Genomic DNA, 17,489 nt, shown 5'->3' with positions numbered 1-17,489 from the left:
CATGAAACGTAGTCAACTTTATACCTTATTCATGCACTTGTTTTTAGGTATTGTCAGTCTCTTCTCGCTATTTCCGTTTTACTGGATGGTGGTATCAAGTACCAACCGTACTAGTGATATAAACATTGGAAAATATACATTTGGTGACCAGCTACTGGTTAATTTCAACAATCTGACTAGCCAAGTGGATTTGACTTTAATTTTCTGGAATACAGCCAAAATAGCCATTATCAGTACAGTAGCGACACTAGCGATATGTTCTATCGCTGGTTATGCGTTTGAAATTTATCAAAGCAAGAATCGTGAACGTGTTTATACCGCTTTATTAACGACAATGATGATCCCGTTCGCTGCCTTGATGATTCCGCTGTTCACAATGTTTGGTAAAGCGGGGTTACTCGATACTCACTTTGCTGTGATAATGCCGACCATTTCTGGCGCGTTCATCATTTTCTACTTTCGCCAATGTACCAAATCTTTCCCTCTGGAGCTTATTGATGCTGCTAGGGTAGAAGGCGTTGCGGAGTGGAAAATTTTTCTTTTTGTCTACGTACCAATAATGCGAGCCAGTTACTCTGCCGCCTTCATTATCGTATTCATGTCCTCTTGGAACTCATTCTTGTGGCCCTTGATAGTCCTGCAATCTAATGAGCTTAAAACAATAAACCTTATTCTCTCTAGCTTTGCTTCTGCTTATTCACCCGATTTTGGGCTGATTATGGTTGGCACAGTACTTTCCACATTGCCAAGCCTTTTGATTTTCTTCGCGATGCAAAAGCAATTTATCGCCAGTATGACCGGAGCCGTTAAATAATGCGAAATACCCAATTATTGTCTCAAAACTGGGTGTTTTGCCCAGGCTTTCACATCAACGCTTCACTTGAACATGTGCAGGGTAGCCAGCAAATAGAGTTACCGCACAACGCGGTTGATGTCCCACTGAACTATTTTGACGAAACAAAACTTCATCAAGATTTTACTTATCAGTATCGCTTAAAAGCGACGCAAACTGATTTTAGCAAGCAACTGGTTATGCATTTTGAAGGTGTGATGTGTGATGCACACGTATACGTTAATGGTAAGTTGACCAAGCAGCATAGCGATGGCTATACACCATTTGATGTGCATCTGTCACCTTGGTTACAAGAAGGCGACAATCACATTACTGTCACGTTAAGTGGACGAGAAAACCCAGCGATTCCACCTTTTGGTGGCATGATTGATTTTCTTTGCTTTCCTGGCATTTATCGTGACGTGAACTTAACTCGCTTTGATGAGGTACGCGTGAAGAACGTTAAAGTCGATACCTTTAACGTTCTGTCAAAGCCAACAGTGGAAGCTACGGTTTATCTGGAAAAACTGGCTGATTACAACGCGCCATTGACGATGAAGCTAACACTAGTCTCTGCCGAAGGTAATACAGTCGCTAGTCAGCGGATCACGAATTGCCAGTCAGATGAACAAGCGATAAAAGTGTGTTTCGAGCCACTTACTGAGGCGCAATTGTGGCATCCAGACCACCCGAATTTATATACGCTACAAGTAGAGCTGCTTGGTGAAAATCTGAGTGATTATTATCAGTGCCGTTTTGGGCTTCGTGAAGCGGAGTTCAGGGTAGATGGATTCTATCTCAACAATGAAAGACTTCAGTTGGTCGGGGTAAACCGACATCAAAGTTATCCGTATGCGGGCTACGCGATGGGTAAACGTGCCCAACAACTGGATGCGGAACTGGCTAAGCAAAAACTAGGCTTCAACTTGATTCGCACTTCTCACTATCCTCAGTCTGTACATTTTCTGGATCGATGCGATGAACTGGGATTACTCGTTTTTGAGGAAATTGCAGGGTGGCAACATGTCGGAGACCAAGCTTGGCAGCAGAAATCAATTGATAATGTGCTAGCGATGATTGAACGCGATTGGAATCACCCTAGCATCATTTTGTGGGGTGTACGCATTAATGAATCTGTGGATAGCCACGACTTCTATACTCAGACAAACGCATTGGCTCGTAAACTCGATCCTAGCCGACAAACGGGTGGTGTACGCTGCATTCAGAACAGTGAATATCTTGAAGATGTTTATACCATGAACGACTTCATTTTGAGCGATAGCCATTTGAATCCTAATGGGGATATTGAACTGCGCAGTCCGCAAACTGTCACTGGTTTAGATAAACCCGTTCCGTATTTAGTTACTGAATATGCAGGGCATATGTTCCCAACCAAACGTACTGACTGCGAAGTTTGGCAAAATGAGCATGTGATGCGTCATCTACGAGTGCTGAATGCCAGTTTTTCGAACCCGAATATTAGCGGTGCCATCACTTGGTGTTTATTTGATTACAACACCCACAGGGACTTCGGAAGTGGTGACAAAATCTGCTACCACGGTGTGAATGATGCATTCAGGGTTCCAAAATTTGCTGCATCTGTTTATGCCAGTCAGATGTCGCCGAAACATCAAGTCATTCTTAACCCCGTGACCTACTGGACTCGTGGTGAACGTCCGGAGGCAAAAGCTCTGCCATTAATTATTTTGACCAACTGTGATCGTGTTGATATTCAGATTGGTGATGGTGTATGTCGCAGCTTTTTCCCTGACAAAGGCCGCTTCCCGAATCTGCCACATCCGCCGGTTGTGGTTGATGTGACTAATCAGAGAGATCTGCCTGTGGGCGACTGGGGTAACTCTTGGCAAGATATTAAGTTCACTGGTTATGTGGATGGTACTGTTTGTATTGAAACCGAACTTGCCGCCTCTCCGGTGCCAACGCTACTAGATATCAGTTTGCAGACAGATAGCTTAAATGCTCACTGTGGTGATACCTGCCACGTGGTCATTAAAGCTCTCGACCAAAAAGGTCAAATACTGCCTTATTTCAAAGATGTTATTCAGATTAGTAGCAGTGACAATCTCGCTGTAATCGGCCCGACATCAATACCTTTAGAGGGCGGCGTTGCTAGCTTCTGGGTGCGAGCGTTTCAACAAGGAACCGGCGAAATCAAACTGAAGAGTTCGTGTTTTGGCGAATTCTCTCGCTCTATTTTGGTTAAACATCAACAGGTCATCAGCCAACAAACTCAAAATGAGGTTCAATATGGCTAATATCACTTTAGAAAACATCGTTAAGCGTTACGGCAGTGTCCAAACCATACACAATGTTAATCTGGATATTGAGTCTGGAGAGTTTGTGGTTTTTGTGGGACCGTCGGGATGCGGTAAATCAACCCTGCTTCGTATGGTTGCGGGATTAGAGCAGATTTCTGATGGTGCAATTGAAATAGACAACCAGAGAGTGAACGAACTTGACCCTGCGGCTCGTGGTATTGCAATGGTGTTTCAGTCTTATGCTTTATACCCACATATGTCGGTTGCTGAAAATATCGGTTTTGGTCTGAAAATGAATGGTCGCCCAAAGTTGGAAGTTGAGCAACTGGTGCAGAGAGCAGCTAAAACTCTGCAGCTAGAACACCTACTCGATCGTAAACCTAAAGAGCTATCGGGTGGTCAACGTCAGCGAGTCGCAATAGGACGGGCAATCGTTCGGGACCCCAAGGTGTTTTTGTTTGACGAGCCTTTGTCAAATTTGGATGCTGAGTTAAGAGTTGAAATGCGTTTGCAGATAGCAAAGCTGCATCAGGAAATGGGAAACACCATGATCTATGTTACCCATGATCAGGTTGAAGCGATGACATTAGCAGATAAAATCGTTGTGCTCAATCAGGGGCGAATCGAGCAGGTGGGTTCTCCAATCGAGCTTTATAATAGGCCGCAAAATCTTTTTGTGGCGGGTTTCATTGGCTCTCCTAAGATGAATTTATTACCCGCAACGGTAGTGAGCTGTGAACAAGAACGAGTGAATATTAAACTGAAGGACGGCAATACGGTGAGCTTGTTACGCGGTGATTACACGGTCTCAGAAGGGCAACCTGTGACAATCGGTATTCGTCCAGAACATCTCAATTTGGAAAGAGAAGGGGATGTTCATCTGACGATGCGTAATGAAGTAACAGAGCGACTAGGTAACGCTACATATATGTTTGGCCACTGTGCTGGCGTTGATAGTTTCAAAGTACACTTAGTGGGAGATCAAGTATTAGAAAGCTACTGTGATGTTGGACTGAGCTGCTTCAGTGAACAATGCCATCTGTTTAATGAAGAAGGCCTGCGTATAAACTAACGAAATCGTTTGAAACTTGATAAAAAGAAAAGCGGTCGTTGAACGGCCGCTTTTCTATCTATTTTGCTTCTAAACATATATGAAGCTGAAGTTAGAGTGGCTTAGCAAAACTTTTGCGCCATATCATTTCATAGCCGAGCTGAACGGTTTTGTGATATTGGCGTCCAGCAACGAGTTCCATAAATAGATCTACAGCCGCTTCACCCATCTCAGTCGCATAGAGTCTCATTGTCGTGAGACTTGGATTCATATGCTGTGCGGTAGGGATATCGTTCATACTGATCACTTGGATATCTTTAGGAATTTCGATATCCCTTTCTTGGATGGCACGATAGACACCTATGGCGATAATGTCTGTTGCAGCAAAGACCACATCAGGCCAAGGTTGAGTGGACAGCATTTCTGTCATAGCTAAATAGCCAGATTCAATGCAAAAGTTCGTGCTAACCTTGCAGCGTGCTGAACCGTAGATGCCGTGAGCTTGGGTCATTTCTCGAAAAACATGTAAACGGGTCTCATCATTACCAATAAATGCAGGTCTCTGAACATCGGCTGATATCATATTGCCAACAATTTCTCGTGAGGCAGCTTCTCTATCGAATTGCACCACATCGCACTGTTTATCTAGCGGGTTTGAATCAACAAATATCAGGTTAGGATTTAGTGATTGGATGAGGGTGACATCTTGATCTTTAAAATGACCAACACAAATAACGGCTTGAGCTTGTTGTAAGAAACTGCTGTTCGCAGCCAAGTTATTGGCAAATGTATTACGCAAAGCGATGTTGTGTTGATGGCAGCTATTCTCTATGCCAATTCGAATCGCTGTATAGTAAGGGTCGTTTAGTTCTTCATTGGGACTAAGGCAATGAACGACCACCAAGTTTAGCGCGTCTCCATTTGCCAGCTTGTAGTGGGTGCGAGCTGCGATGGCATTTTGTTGTTGACGCTGCTTCTTACGCTGGATAGGAGAAAGATAACCCAGCTCAATTGCCACTTTATTGATTAACTGTCGCTTTTCAGAAGTGATGGAAAGTGTATCGTCCTGATTCAGGACTCTCGATACTGTTGATGATGCTACACCAACTTTGTCTGCGATGTCTTTTAATGTTGCCAAAGAAAATTCTCTAAAAATTTTCTTAAAATATTACTAAACTTTTCCTAACAAGAAAGCGATCTTGGTCAACGGTTGAACTAACCAAGTGCAAACATCTCAGGTGTTCCTTTTCTAAATCTAATTTGGAATCTCACAAGCCTATGTTTTCTTCCTGATCTAGTTCCTTAATGTATAACAGCTCACTTGTTTGGGATTCTGATTGGCACTAGAAGTCTACGCCATTTCCCAGATTGCACAGATCTCTTGCATAACTGCTTTGGCAATCGGCGAATTCGCTCTGTTCTTCGGCACAATAAAGTAGAGCTCAGCCTCGAAGTCTAAATCTGGAATGATGGTGATTTGATTGTTCTGCGCATGTTCCTTTGCGTCTTCAAGTTCATAAAAGCTCAGTCCCAACCCACTTCTTACTAGCTCTAATCGAGTTGCATCATCATCACTGCTGGTAATGGCATTGATATCATCACCCAACTTCAATTTTAAGAAATCATCAAACGGGCAGTAGTAACCCATCGTAATCCAATGACTCTTTTCTAAGGGCGTATCGGAGTTAAAGCCAAATGGGGCAATCGTTGTGATTTTTTGCGATTTAACTTTCACTGAGACAAAATCGCTTGGCACTTCCCCATACACAAAACCTCCGTCCATCTCTTCAGAGCGTATTGCTTCAATCGTTTTCCCTGTAGACATAGGGTGGATTTGCAATGTAATACCGGGTGTACTTTCCAGTAAGTTCTCTATCAGGCGAGGGACTTCAAGCTGGGCTGGTTTTTGATTCAATGCCAGACGAAACGTTCCGACGATTTCATCCTGACTGGATGCCGCAGCGTTAACCAAATCAAACGCGGAATCTAAGGTTTTCTGTGCTTTTTTAAGTAACAGTTCGCCTTTTTCGGTCAGTTTCATCCCTTTACTGGTACGTACAAAAAGTGGCACTTGCAGCTCTTCTTCCAGCGCTTTGATGTGCGCGCTGACGGCTGGTGGCGTTGTATATAGTTGCTTAGCCGCTAGGGTTAAGTTTCCTGTTTGAGCGACAACAACAAATGAGCGTAGGTGATAAAATTCCATGTAATCCAGCACGTTTCACTATCAGCAATTGATGCCCCATTATCGGCTATCAGAAGCAAAAGTATATTTGTTTTCTCTTAACGCTCCCTTCAGAAACTACGAATTCTCATCGCTATGTTTGGTCAATACACTGGCTAGGAAACAAACAACATGGCTTTGGTTATACAACGTTAAGGAGAGAAATCATTATGACTATGTCGAGTGTACTTGGCCACCCAGCGGCTGACAGCGAAACAGCGAATGCGTTTTTTAGCAACAAGCTGAGCTTTGAAACGGATTGCTCAGATGTTTACGCCGATATCAAAGAGAACAACAAACAGTTCATTTTGCTCGATGTTCGAAGTGTCGAGGCCTACAACAAAAGCCACGCCATTACTGCAGATAGCATGCCTCACGCCAACATCAATGCGGAGTCTTTTGCTCACTATCCGAAAGACACAACTTTTGTAGTCTACTGCTGGGGGCCAGGGTGTAACGGTGCGACTAAAGCGGCTAAGAAAATTTCAGCCTTGGGTTTTGTTGTTAAAGAGATGATTGGTGGTATTCAGTATTGGGAAGATTTCGAGCGTTACCCTGTGAATCGCCGATTAGGTGAAGCGCAAAGCTAAATGGTGGTTTAATGAGTAAAACTGAAGCTGAGAACAGGTTAACTTGGGGTGAAATAGTGAATCAACGAATCGATATCCGTATGAGTTGCTCAGAAGATGCTTACGATATTTGGCAACTAATGTGCGAGCACGCAGATTATGAAGGTCACACTCTGGTTGTATCTGGCCAGCTTCAGACTTTACAGAATCAAACATACCCCGCAGCAATTTGGGTTGTAGAAATCGATGGCAGTATTGTGGGGTATATGAGTCTGATAAAGCAGTTTTCAACGTGGGATATGAACCACTATCTCTACTTGGACTGCCTTTATCTTAGACCTGAAGTCAGAGGCAAAGGCTTAGGCAAAGCGATGCTGATGAAAGCTTCAGAGTTTGCGCAAGAACGTTCTTTATCAGAAATTCAGTGGCAAACACCCACATCAAATACCAACGCCATTGGCTTTTATCACAGGTTGGGAGCGATTGATAAAGAGAAGCAAAGGTTCTTCTGGAACCACAATGAATTTAATTAGTTATCCCTGATTGCGACTTTCATTTGAAGATGTCATTCTGAGAACCGTACACATAAACAAAGAAAACTCCGCCATCCATTTGAAGAGTCAGAATGTCAATAAAGCCAATTGATGATAATACGTGGGCAGGAATACTCTCGGTGCAATCTGAAGTCTATTTGCAAGTAGAGCCCGAAACGATAGAGGTGTTGCAAAGTAAATGGCGTCGCACACCGCAGTGCTGCTTCGTGTATCAAGATAAAGAGTCAGTGCTGGGTTACCTCTTGGCACACGCTTGGGATAAGCAAGCACCGCCGAAACTGTTTAAACCGCTACCGGAAGAATCTGGTGTTTTAAACTCATATCTGTTTCTGCACGATCTCGCAATATCAGATAAGGCCGCTGGGCAGGGTATAGGAAGCAAGTTGGTTAGCCACTTAATTTCAATAGCAAAAACAATGGGCTTTGATGAAATTCGCTTGGTGGCGGTACAAGATTCATCAACGTTTTGGATCAATATGGGCTTCAGCGTAGTAGACAAGCAGAGCATTTCATCAACCTATGGTGAAGGTGCCAAAATGATGAGATACGCTTTACAGGGGGAATAATGTTTAGCCTGAGAATAGAAAAGGATTTAAAGCTGGTTTTGGTTCAGCCCTCATTCGCAGCTCGCTATTTTGAGATTGTTCAAAGTGAACGTGAGTATTTAAGCCAGTGGTTAGCTTGGCCTCCTCATGCTGATAGTGAAGCGTTCTTTCTCAGTTTCATTCAACGTTCGCTGCACGATTATGCCGATGGAAAGTCACTGGTTTGTGCAATGTTCTATGAAGACGAGCTGGTGGGAAACATCAGTTTCAATACCATCAATTATGATCTTAAAAAGGTCGAAATCGGTTACTGGCTGAGGGAACAATTTAGGGGGAAGGGCATCGTCACCCGTTCAGTATCTAAGCTCATCGAAATGGCGTTTCGTGAACTGAATATGCAGAAGGTAGAGATTTCAGCCGCTGTTGATAACGCACCCAGTCGTAATGTTTGTAAACGTTTGGGGTTCAACTTGGAAGGCATTATTACTTGCGCGGAGAACCTCAATGGTCGCGTTGTTGATCATGCTGTTTATGGTTTGAGCCGCAGTCATTGGCTTGGTAAGTAAACAGATTTGTATTTATCTAGTCGTCTGAAACAAAAATCCCCACAGTGATAACTGCGGGGATTTTTTCATTCATCTAACCGCTACTAGCTCATCGTGAAATGCTGAATCGCATATGCCACTGGAGAACTTAGCAGCAGCGTTAATACAGTACGTTGGAACCAAACTACAACGATCTGTCTTACTGAGATTGGAATCTCGGTCGACAAAATACAGGGGATCGACGCTGAGAAGAACAAGATTGAAGAGATAGAAATCTGACCAATCACAAAGCGAGTAATGAAGTCACTTTTCGCTGCAATCAGTGCAGGTAAAAACATCTCTGCAAGGCCCGTCGCTGAAGCTTTTGCAACCAACATAGGATCTGGCATTTGCGCTATCCAAGCGAACGGATAGAACAGAATACCCAACCATTCGAAGACAGGTGTGTATTTAGCAAGTAGCAAGCCGATCAAACCCACAGACATGATTGATGGCAGAATACTCATTGCCATTAACAGACCTTCTTTCAGGTTCTTAAAGATGCTACTTAACACTGGCTCAGATTTGTCTGCGATTTGCAGACCTTCATTCACGGCTTGTTTGATGCGTGGCAGATCACTTGGAACCTCATCAGCAATCGGCTTTGAATCATCTAAACGAGCAAGTGGACGTAGACGTACCGTAATAGCGGTAACGACAAAAGTCAGAACCAATGTGCTCCAGAAGAACAGGTTCCAAATCTCCATCAAGCCTAATGTTTTAGCCACGATGACCATGAAGGTTGCTGAAACGGTTGAAAAGCCTGTAGCGATAATGGCTGCTTCTTTTGCTGAGTACTGACCGGATTTGTATACGCGGTTGGTAATAAGAAGACCAATTGAGTAGCTGCCTACAAAAGAAGCAACAGCATCAATGGCTGATTTACCCGGTGTTTTGAAAATAGGGCGCATCACAGGTTGAAGCAGCACGCCAACCATTTCAAGCAAACCAAAGCCGATTAAAAACGCTAAGAAAATTGCGCCAACAGGAACAATCAGACCTACTGGCACAACAAGCTTGCCAAATAGAAATGGCAGCATGTCTTTTTCAAATAGCAGTGCTGGACCGACTGAAAAAAACGCCATTAGCGCAGTAATTACGCCGACTACTTTAAGCACAGAAAGCACTTTCTGCGTTATGTTTGCGTTCCAACTGCCTGTAACAAAAGGGTAGACGCTACCAGCGATGATCATCAGCAGTGCATAAATCTCAACACCTTTAGGTGATGTTGCACGTAGCCAAGAAACCATGTGGTCGAGTGGAATAGTGGATTTTGCGTTGATTTCGATCGGTACAAAGAAAAAGATGATGCCGATAAGGCTAAACAGAACCAGTTTCAGTGCTGAAGACCAAACAGGTTTCGTGAGCATGGATCCAGTTGCTTCCATAGTTACCTTCCTTAGTGAGTGAAACTTTGCACGTAGGCAGTCGTTCTGCCCCGTGCTCCGTGTTTTTGACTGAACTTTTAATCTTGGCGTTCTATACGCTCTTCTCTTGCCGTTCATCCAAACGGCAAATAATTTTATTGCTTTGAACAGTTAAATCTGTGCTTTTAGAACAGCACTTAAAATCGCGTTGAGTTGCGATTTAATTTTGATGGCTTTGTTCGCATCTAACTCGTATCTCCCTTGAGCGAGTGCGTCATTGTTTAAGTAAGTGTCTTGTGACATTTCAAGCTGAATGGCGTGAATATTTTCGCTCGGTTTACCAAATCCGCGAGTAATGAAACCGCCTTTGAAACGACCGTTGAGCACTTGGCTATAGCGGTCAGATACCGCACCCATCACAGCATCGACAATTGCGTTGCTGCATGATTCGCCTTGGTTGGTTCCCCAGTTGAATTCAGGCAACGTCCCTTCGAACAACATAGGTACTTGCGCGGCGATACTGTGGGCATCAAATAAGATGGCGTAGCCGTGAATAGATTTAAGGCGCGCTAGTTCTTGTTCAATTGTGGAGTGGTATGGATGCCAAATCTGTTCTTTATAGCGTTCGTGGTCACTTTCGCTTGGTGCTTTACCATCAACGAAAACCGGAGTGGAGTCGAAGAGGATCTCTGGGAACAAGCCTGTAGTTTTTGTTGTGTAGAGTGGCTTGTCGTCACTTGGTCGATTTAGGTCAATCACGTAGCGAGAATAGTTAGCTGAAATGACACTCGCGCCCAGTTCTTTTACACACTCATAAAGCTCTGGAATAAACCAATCAGTATCTGGAAGTTTCTTAGCGGCTTCCGTCAAGCCTTGTTCAACTTCTGGAGTCAGACCTAAACCAGAATGAGGCATACTCACTAACAGTGGGACGCTTCCTTGATGAAATTCGAATGGTGAACGTACACAATTTGGCTGACTCATTTGACAGATACTCCGTTATCTTTATTAAATGTATATACATTTGTTAATCTAGCTGTCATAAAACGTTGTTGCAAGTGAGAGGTTAATTATTTATTGCATTTATCTCACTTTTTTCTGTATCAAATCCCCTTGTTTTCGTGAGTGAATTGAGTTGGAAAATATAACTTGTATATACATATAAAGCTAAATTACACTTATTTTAAACAGCGCAAGTGATTACTTTTTTGAACTAGGAATTCACCATGACAGGGACTCAAACACGTCATTATTTCTTTGCTGAGCGAGCTTGGCTCGCCGATGGTTGGCATAACAACGTCTCTTTCGAAGTCACCGATGGAGTGTTTACTCATGTCGAATCGGATACTTCAGCGCTTGAGGGGGCAACAAAGCTTATTGGCCCAGTATTGCCAACCTTAGCAAACGTGCATTCACATGCTTTCCAACGTGTCATGGCGGGAATGGCAGAAGTGTGTTTGAACCCGAATGATAGCTTTTGGAGTTGGCGCGATCTGATGTACAAAATTGTACAAAAGCTTTCGCCAGAACAAGCCAACGTTATCGCTACTCAGCTCTATATCGACATGCTTAAAGCGGGTTATACCCAAGTGGGTGAGTTCCACTATTTACACCATGATGTTGCGGGTAAACACTATGCCAACCGAGCTGAGATGTCTCACCAGTTGATCAATGCAGCGGATCGCTCTGGTATTGGTCTGACTCTGTTACCTGTGTTGTATTCTCATTCTGGTTTTGGCGCGCAGGCTCCGAACGAAGGACAAGCTCGCTTTATCAATTCGTCACACTCCTATTTGGAGCTGCAAAGTCAATGTGAGCAAGCCTTAGCAGGTTCTAAGCTGCACAACCTTGGTATCTGTTTCCATTCACTACGTGCGGTAACAGAGCAGCAAATCAAAGAAGTATTGAGCTCATCCGACAGCAACAAAGTGGTACACATTCATATTTCTGAACAGCAGAAAGAAGTGAATGACTGTTTGGCATGGAGTGGTCAACGTCCTGTTGAGTGGTTGCATGAACATGTGGGTTTGAATGAGCGTTGGAACTTAATCCACGCGACGCACCTGAATGAATACGAACTCAATGCAATTGCCAGCAGCAAAGCGGTAGTGGGTTTGTGTCCGACGACAGAAGCAAACTTGGGTGATGGCATTTTCCCTGGAGTTGAATTTGAACGTTTGAATGGTCGCTGGGGTATCGGTTCAGATAGCCATGTAAGCCTGTCGATTGTTGAAGAACTGCGTATTCTGGAATACGGTCAACGCCTTCGCGATCAACAACGAAATCGTCTATATCGAGGCGAGCAAACTAGCATTGGTGATAACCTGTTTAAGCAAGCGTTATTGGGCGGCAATCAGTCATGTGGCGTAGAGTTAGGTTTATCGGTTGGTCAACGCGCAGACTTTATGGTGCTTGATGATAGCCATCCGTTTATTGGTGCAAGCGAAACCAAAGATGTACTGAATCGTTGGTTGTTTGCATGCAGCGAAAATGTGGTGAAAGATGTGTTTGTTGCTGGCAAGCAAGTGATTAGCGAAGGACGACATGAGCTCGATGTTATAAGCCGTTCAGAGTTCTCTAAAGTGATTAAGAAGGTGATTTACGATGTCTAATCACTCAAACTTGTTTAGTGTAGTGCCTCAATCTGACTATCTGCGTATGCCGTGGAAAAATGGCTTGGGTGAAACGTTAGAAATTGCGGTGAGCCGAGAAAACGATGAGGTGCTGTATCGCGTTAGCCAAGCTGCTGTGGTTGAAGATGGTGCGTTCTCTGATTTTTCTGGTCTGCATCGTACGCTTGTTTTGCTAAAGGGCAATGGGATGCTTCTGTCCCATAAAAACGCACAAAAAGAATATCAACATAACCTTCAGCAAGTGTTGTCTGTTGCGCATTTCGCTGGTGGTGATAGTACCTATGCGACCCTATCAAACGGAGCAATTGAAGATCTCAACATTATGGTGCGAGAAGGCAAAGTCAGCTCGGAAGTGCAAGCGGTTTTCTCTCCAGCATCTCGCGTTATTACTATCGATTCGAGCACGCTGTTCACGGGTTTCTATGCCAACAGCGATTGTGAATTGTTGGTACAGTCGCAAGCGATACAACAAAGTATCGCAATACCAAATCAAGCCACGGTTCTTCTGCATCAGAATAGTCAGATTACGTTGCAAAAAGGTTGTGGCGTTTTTATTGTTATTACTGCTAATACAATTAGCTGACCATAAGGTCAGCCAATTGTTACTTTTACGATTCGTTAGCTTTCAAATGAAAGCTTGTCGCCAAATGCTTCCTTCCAGTCTTTATCGAACTGTGCAACTGCTGGTGCAACCGCTGGATGAGCAAACATTGCAGCAGCAACATCGACAGGAAGTGTGATAGCTTCGATACCAAGTTTCATCACTTCCATCGCCTGCTGAGTATTTTTGAAACTCGCAGCAAGTATCTTTGCTGGCAACTGATTTTGGTCTAAAAGCAGTTGAAGATCGGCAACAACTTCCACGCCATTACCATTCATTGCATCAATACGGTTTACATACGGCGCTAAGTAATCAGCACCGCATAGCGCGGCCAAAAAGCCTTGCTGAGCCGAATAAATAGCAGTGGCGAGAACTTGAATTCCCTCTTTTTTCATTAACTTAATTGCCGTTAAGCCAACTTCCGTTGCTGGAACTTTTACCACCATATCGTAAGGCAGTTCGTTAATCTGGCGTGCTTCTTCCAACATCTCTTGGGCTGTAGAACTGACCACTTGAGCATGGAATCTAGGTGTACCACCTAATGCTTGTTGCATGCCTTGTAGTGTCTCTTTTAGCCCTTGATTTGACTTGGCCAGAATACTTGGATTGGTGGTAATTCCTTTCAGTGGCAGGCACTGGTTAAAACGCTTTGTCTGTTCGACATCGGCTGTGTCTAGGTACAGTTCAATCATGATATTTCTCTCTCTGTTCGAGATCTCAGTTTCATCGTTGTCATAACTATAAAGAACACTACCTATTCAGCCTTTGATTTTGATCAATGTAACTTTCATTTGAAAGTTTGATTATTTCAAATATAGAAAATTTGAAAAGCTAGATTATCGAATTTAGCGCTATTAGGTGAAAGGCATGTATTTCAACATTCAACGATTTTCAACCCATGATGGTGATGGAATCCGTTCTATCCTTTTCTTGAAGGGATGTTCGCTTGCTTGCCCTTGGTGTCAGAATCCTGAAAGTCGTAGTGAAAAACGTTCGCTGTTGTTTGATCAGAGAATCTGCCTAGAGGATTGTGACATATGCAGTAAAGCGTGCTCGGCAATCAGCAAACAAGATGGTGTTATTTCGATCGATAGAGATTTGCTTACCAATGAAGATCTCGCGGAATTAGACAATATCTGCCCGACACAAGCGCTAACCGTGTGTGGGCAAGAAGCAGATGCTGAACAACTGTTCAAAGAATTGATGAAAGACAAACCCTTCTATGACCAAAGCTCTGGAGGTGTAACGTTTTCTGGTGGCGAACCCTTGATGCAAGCGCATCTGGTTGCCGATATCGCCAAAAAACTAAAGCAAAACAGTGTCTCTACTGCGATTGAATCGTGTATGCACGCACCTTGGAAAAACGTTGAAAAGGTCGCGCCTTTTATTGATTGCTGGCTAGCCGATTTGAAACACACGGAAGAGGTCAAATTCAATCAATGGGCTAAAGGTTCACTTAAGCGCATCAAGGAAAATTTCCGCAAGTTAGATTCTATCGCCAAGCGCATCGTTATCCGTGTACCTGTTGTGCCGGAGTTCAACGATACAGATCAAGAACTCAAACAAATTATCGACTTTGCTGCTTCTCTACAAAGCTGCAAAGAACTTCACTTGTTGTCCTACCACACACTAGGGATCAACAAATACCGTTTATTGGATATGCCGTACTTGTGCTCAGACAAACCGCTGAGCAACCCCCAACTTTTAGAGAGAGCTCAACAATACGCGCGTAAACATACTCAACTCAATGTCACTGTGAGAGGCTAATCATGGATTTAAATTACTTACCTGAGCGAATTAAAGCGCACAAATCGGAACTGATTAATATTGTTACACCGCCGGTTTGTACCGAGCGAGCCCAAGCATATACACGCGCATACGCCGAAAATGAAGATAAACCTGTGATTATTCAACGCGCTCTGGCACTTAAAGAGCACCTTGAAACTCGTACTATCTGGATTAAAAATGACGAGCTCATTGTTGGTAACCAAGCGAGCAAGTTAAGAGCTGCACCTATATTTCCTGAGTACACCGTTCGTTGGATAGAAGCAGAGATTGACGACTTGGCCGATAGACCCGGAGCTGGTTTCGCGGTTACTGAACAAGATAAAGAAATCATTCATTCACTGACGCCATATTGGCGAGGTAAAACAGTGCAAGATCGCTGTTATGGACTGTTTACGGATGAGCAGCAAGATATCCTCGCAACAACCATCATCAAAGCTGAAGGTAACATGACTTCAGGTGATGCTCACCTTGCGGTGGATAACGAGAAAATTCTCAAAATAGGCATGAATGGACTAATTGCGGAAGTTCGCGAATTAAGATCCCACAATGACATATCGACATTCGAGGGGCTCAGAAAAGAGCAATTCTACAAAGCGACAGAAATCGTGCTTTTAGCGATACAAGAGCATATGGCTAGCTATGCCACACTGGCGGCGGAAATGGCGCAAGCAGAATCGCGTCCAGAACGTAAAGCCGAGCTGGAAGCTATCGCTGAAAACTGTCGTTACGTGGCTTACCACGCTCCACAGAACTTCTGGCAAGCTTTGCAACTGTCTTACTTTGTTCAGCTGATGCTACAAATCGAATCAAACGGACACTCGGTTTCGTTTGGCCGAATGGATCAGTTCCTTAATCGATTCTATGTCGCTGATTTGGAGAGCGGTAAGCTTGAGAAAGGCTTTGCGCTTGAATTGCTACAAAGTTGCTGGCTGAAATTGTTAGAAGTGAACAAGATACGTTCGGGCGCTCACTCTAAAGCGTCAGCGGGTTCACCTCTGTATCAAAACGTCTGCATTGGTGGGCAAAAACTCAATGCGAACGGCGAACCAGAAGATGCTGTTAATCCTCTGTCGTGGGCGATTCTGGAATCGTGTGGCCAGCTTCGTTCAACACAACCTAACTTGAGCGTTCGCTATCACGAGGGGCTAAATCAAGAATTCTTAATGGGCTGTATTGAAGTGATTAAATGCGGTTTTGGAATGCCAGCATTTAATAATGATGAAATTGTCATCCCTGAATTCATTAAGCTGGGGGTAGAGAAAGAAGATGCTTACAACTATGCCTCTATTGGTTGTATAGAGACTGCGGTACCGGGGAAATGGGGCTACCGTTGTACGGGCATGAGCTTTATCAACTTCGCGCGAATTTTGCTTGCAGCATTGAACAAGGGCGAAGATGCGACTTCAGGTAAAACCTTCTTAGCGCACGAGAAATCGCTGGCGGAAGGCAGCTTCACTAACTTCGATGAAGTGATGGCATCATGGGCAGAGCAAATCCGCTACTACACTCGTAAATCTATCGAAATTGATACCGTTGTGGATACTGTGCTTGAGCAACAAGCTCACGATATTTTCTGTTCATCGCTGGTCGATAGCTGTTTAGAGCGAGGCAAAACCGTCAAAGAGGGCGGAGCAAAATACGATTGGGTATCGGGGCTGCAAGTGGGTATTGCTAACTTAGGTAATAGCCTAGCTGCGATTAAGCACATGGTCTTTGATGACGCTCAGATTTCACAACCTGAGCTGGCTAAAGCTCTTGCTGATAATTTCGCAAGTTCTGAACAAGAACAGCTACGTCAGCGTCTTATCAACTTTGCACCTAAGTATGGTAATGACGATGATTCTGTCGACTCACTACTTGCGCAGGCTTATCAGGTCTACATTGATGAACTCGACAACTTTGTGAATACACGTCATGGACGTGGACCGATTGGTGGTGGTTACTACGCAGGTACTTCAAGTATTTCTGCCAATGTCCCGTTTGGCGCCTCTACCATGGCTACACCTGATGGTCGCAAAGCTAAAACACCACTGGCGGAAGGGGCTAGCCCTGCTTCTGGCTCAGATAGACTAGGGCCAACGGCGGTTTATAATTCTGTCGGTAAGATCCAAGCGAATAAGATTCTAGGCGGAGTACTGCTTAATCAGAAGTTAAGCCCTGCGGCTGTTGAATCTGAGAGTGACAAACTGAAGTTATCAATGCTAATTCGTACCTTCTTTAACCATCACAAAGGCTGGCATGTCCAATACAATATTGTTTCTCGTGAGACTTTATTAGCCGCGAAGAAGAACCCAGAACAATACCGCGATCTGGTTGTTCGAGTTGCAGGTTATTCAGCATTCTTTACGGCATTATCTCCTGATGCGCAGGACGATATCATTGCTCGTACGGAACATGAGTTGTAATTAAACTTTCACTTTGGTTTCAAATGAAAAGGAGAGGCTCTATAATGGAGCCTCTTTTCA

16 protein-coding genes are annotated in these 17,489 nt (G+C 43.9%); 11 read left to right on the top strand and 5 right to left on the bottom strand.

Annotated elements, in window-relative coordinates:
* Position 1 precedes the first annotated feature (1 nt).
* The 3 genes from L3V23_RS07950 to ugpC are packed head-to-tail and all read left to right on the top strand — an operon-like array spanning position 2 to position 4,183.
* Positions 2–814, top strand: coding sequence for a carbohydrate ABC transporter permease (locus L3V23_RS07950; protein ID WP_042482936.1), 813 nt, complete (start codon positions 2–4; stop codon positions 812–814).
* A complete protein-coding gene (locus L3V23_RS07945) occupies positions 814–3,108 on the top strand; it encodes a glycoside hydrolase family 2 TIM barrel-domain containing protein (protein WP_102965268.1) in 2,295 nt (764 codons plus the stop codon). Before L3V23_RS07950 ends, L3V23_RS07945 begins: the two co-directional genes overlap by 1 nt.
* Positions 3,101–4,183: a sn-glycerol-3-phosphate ABC transporter ATP-binding protein UgpC gene (gene ugpC, locus L3V23_RS07940; RefSeq protein WP_042482943.1), complete on the top strand. Its 1,083-nt coding sequence runs from the start codon at positions 3,101–3,103 to the stop codon at positions 4,181–4,183. Before L3V23_RS07945 ends, ugpC begins: the two co-directional genes overlap by 8 nt.
* Positions 4,184–4,274: 91 nt before the next feature.
* On the opposite strand, the gene L3V23_RS07935 is transcribed toward ugpC, so the two are convergent.
* Positions 4,275–5,300: a LacI family DNA-binding transcriptional regulator gene (locus L3V23_RS07935; RefSeq protein WP_102965269.1), complete on the bottom strand. Its 1,026-nt coding sequence runs from the start codon at positions 5,298–5,300 to the stop codon at positions 4,275–4,277.
* Positions 5,301–5,513: 213 nt separating this feature from the next.
* Positions 5,514–6,365, bottom strand: coding sequence for a LysR family transcriptional regulator (locus L3V23_RS07930; protein WP_102965270.1), 852 nt, complete (start codon positions 6,363–6,365; stop codon positions 5,514–5,516).
* A 188-nt stretch (positions 6,366–6,553) separates the two neighbouring features.
* Between L3V23_RS07930 and L3V23_RS07925 the strand changes: the two genes are divergently transcribed.
* The 4 genes from L3V23_RS07925 (at position 6,554) to L3V23_RS07910 (ending at position 8,617) form a co-directional block, all read left to right on the top strand.
* Positions 6,554–6,973, top strand: coding sequence for a rhodanese-like domain-containing protein (locus tag L3V23_RS07925; RefSeq protein ID WP_217995504.1), 420 nt, complete (start codon positions 6,554–6,556; stop codon positions 6,971–6,973).
* An 11-nt stretch (positions 6,974–6,984) separates the two neighbouring features.
* Positions 6,985–7,485 (top strand): GNAT family N-acetyltransferase, encoded by a 501-nt coding sequence (locus L3V23_RS07920; protein ID WP_052404573.1) that lies wholly within the window; start codon positions 6,985–6,987, stop codon positions 7,483–7,485.
* A 92-nt stretch (positions 7,486–7,577) separates the two neighbouring features.
* Positions 7,578–8,072 carry a GNAT family N-acetyltransferase gene (locus L3V23_RS07915; protein ID WP_042482954.1) on the top strand — a complete coding sequence of 165 codons (495 nt, stop codon included), beginning with the start codon at positions 7,578–7,580 and terminating at the stop codon, positions 8,070–8,072.
* A complete protein-coding gene (locus L3V23_RS07910) occupies positions 8,072–8,617 on the top strand; it encodes a GNAT family protein (RefSeq protein ID WP_102965272.1) in 546 nt (181 codons plus the stop codon). Before L3V23_RS07915 ends, L3V23_RS07910 begins: the two co-directional genes overlap by 1 nt.
* 83 nt (positions 8,618–8,700) lie before the next feature.
* Here L3V23_RS07910 and L3V23_RS07905 read toward each other — a convergent pair whose 3' ends face one another.
* Entirely contained in the window at positions 8,701–10,023 is a 1,323-nt protein-coding gene (locus tag L3V23_RS07905; RefSeq protein WP_102965273.1) for a YjiH family protein, read from the bottom strand.
* A 150-nt stretch (positions 10,024–10,173) separates the two neighbouring features.
* On the bottom strand, positions 10,174–10,986 hold the full coding sequence (gene hutG, locus L3V23_RS07900; protein WP_102965274.1) for an N-formylglutamate deformylase: 813 nt from the start codon (positions 10,984–10,986) through the stop codon (positions 10,174–10,176).
* Positions 10,987–11,228: 242 nt separating this feature from the next.
* On the opposite strand from hutG, the gene L3V23_RS07895 reads away from it, so the two are divergent.
* Both L3V23_RS07895 and L3V23_RS07890 read left to right on the top strand, forming a co-directional pair.
* Entirely contained in the window at positions 11,229–12,614 is a 1,386-nt protein-coding gene (locus tag L3V23_RS07895) for a formimidoylglutamate deiminase (RefSeq protein WP_102965275.1), read from the top strand.
* Complete coding sequence (locus L3V23_RS07890) at positions 12,607–13,218, top strand: HutD family protein (protein WP_237292165.1); 612 nt, start codon at positions 12,607–12,609, stop codon at positions 13,216–13,218. Before L3V23_RS07895 ends, L3V23_RS07890 begins: the two co-directional genes overlap by 8 nt.
* A 35-nt stretch (positions 13,219–13,253) precedes the next feature.
* Here the strand turns inward: L3V23_RS07890 and L3V23_RS07885 are convergent, their stop codons facing one another.
* Complete coding sequence (locus tag L3V23_RS07885; RefSeq protein WP_102962622.1) at positions 13,254–13,928, bottom strand: fructose-6-phosphate aldolase; 675 nt, start codon at positions 13,926–13,928, stop codon at positions 13,254–13,256.
* Positions 13,929–14,103: 175 nt separating this feature from the next.
* Between L3V23_RS07885 and L3V23_RS07880 the strand changes: the two genes are divergently transcribed.
* On the top strand, positions 14,104–15,003 hold the full coding sequence (locus L3V23_RS07880; RefSeq protein ID WP_102962536.1) for a glycyl-radical enzyme activating protein: 900 nt from the start codon (positions 14,104–14,106) through the stop codon (positions 15,001–15,003).
* A gap of 2 nt (positions 15,004–15,005) precedes the next feature.
* Positions 15,006–17,429, top strand: coding sequence for a formate C-acetyltransferase/glycerol dehydratase family glycyl radical enzyme (locus tag L3V23_RS07875; RefSeq protein WP_102965277.1), 2,424 nt, complete (start codon positions 15,006–15,008; stop codon positions 17,427–17,429).
* Positions 17,430–17,489 lie beyond the last annotated feature (60 nt).

The sequence above is a fragment of the Vibrio sp. A1-b2 genome, from assembly GCF_021726015.1.
GTDB classification, from domain to species: Bacteria; Pseudomonadota; Gammaproteobacteria; order Enterobacterales; family Vibrionaceae; genus Vibrio; species Vibrio diazotrophicus.
Note: the sequence above shows the minus strand (reverse complement) of the source record. Positions and strands in the feature narration are given on the sequence as shown.

Coding starts and splice junctions, on each gene's coding strand:
- L3V23_RS07895 (WP_102965275.1), top strand. CDS start 11,229: ATGACAGGGACTCAAACACGTCATTATTTCTTTGCTGAGCGAGCTTGG.
- L3V23_RS07885 (WP_102962622.1), bottom strand. CDS start 13,928: ATGATTGAACTGTACCTAGACACAGCCGATGTCGAACAGACAAAGCGT.
- L3V23_RS07890 (WP_237292165.1), top strand. CDS start 12,607: ATGTCTAATCACTCAAACTTGTTTAGTGTAGTGCCTCAATCTGACTAT.
- L3V23_RS07950 (WP_042482936.1), top strand. CDS start 2: ATGAAACGTAGTCAACTTTATACCTTATTCATGCACTTGTTTTTAGGT.
- L3V23_RS07905 (WP_102965273.1), bottom strand. CDS start 10,023: ATGGAAGCAACTGGATCCATGCTCACGAAACCTGTTTGGTCTTCAGCA.
- L3V23_RS07880 (WP_102962536.1), top strand. CDS start 14,104: ATGTATTTCAACATTCAACGATTTTCAACCCATGATGGTGATGGAATC.
- L3V23_RS07945 (WP_102965268.1), top strand. CDS start 814: ATGCGAAATACCCAATTATTGTCTCAAAACTGGGTGTTTTGCCCAGGC.
- L3V23_RS07875 (WP_102965277.1), top strand. CDS start 15,006: ATGGATTTAAATTACTTACCTGAGCGAATTAAAGCGCACAAATCGGAA.
- L3V23_RS07930 (WP_102965270.1), bottom strand. CDS start 6,365: ATGGAATTTTATCACCTACGCTCATTTGTTGTTGTCGCTCAAACAGGA.
- hutG (WP_102965274.1), bottom strand. CDS start 10,986: ATGAGTCAGCCAAATTGTGTACGTTCACCATTCGAATTTCATCAAGGA.
- L3V23_RS07910 (WP_102965272.1), top strand. CDS start 8,072: ATGTTTAGCCTGAGAATAGAAAAGGATTTAAAGCTGGTTTTGGTTCAG.
- L3V23_RS07920 (WP_052404573.1), top strand. CDS start 6,985: ATGAGTAAAACTGAAGCTGAGAACAGGTTAACTTGGGGTGAAATAGTG.
- L3V23_RS07925 (WP_217995504.1), top strand. CDS start 6,554: ATGACTATGTCGAGTGTACTTGGCCACCCAGCGGCTGACAGCGAAACA.
- L3V23_RS07915 (WP_042482954.1), top strand. CDS start 7,578: ATGTCAATAAAGCCAATTGATGATAATACGTGGGCAGGAATACTCTCG.
- ugpC (WP_042482943.1), top strand. CDS start 3,101: ATGGCTAATATCACTTTAGAAAACATCGTTAAGCGTTACGGCAGTGTC.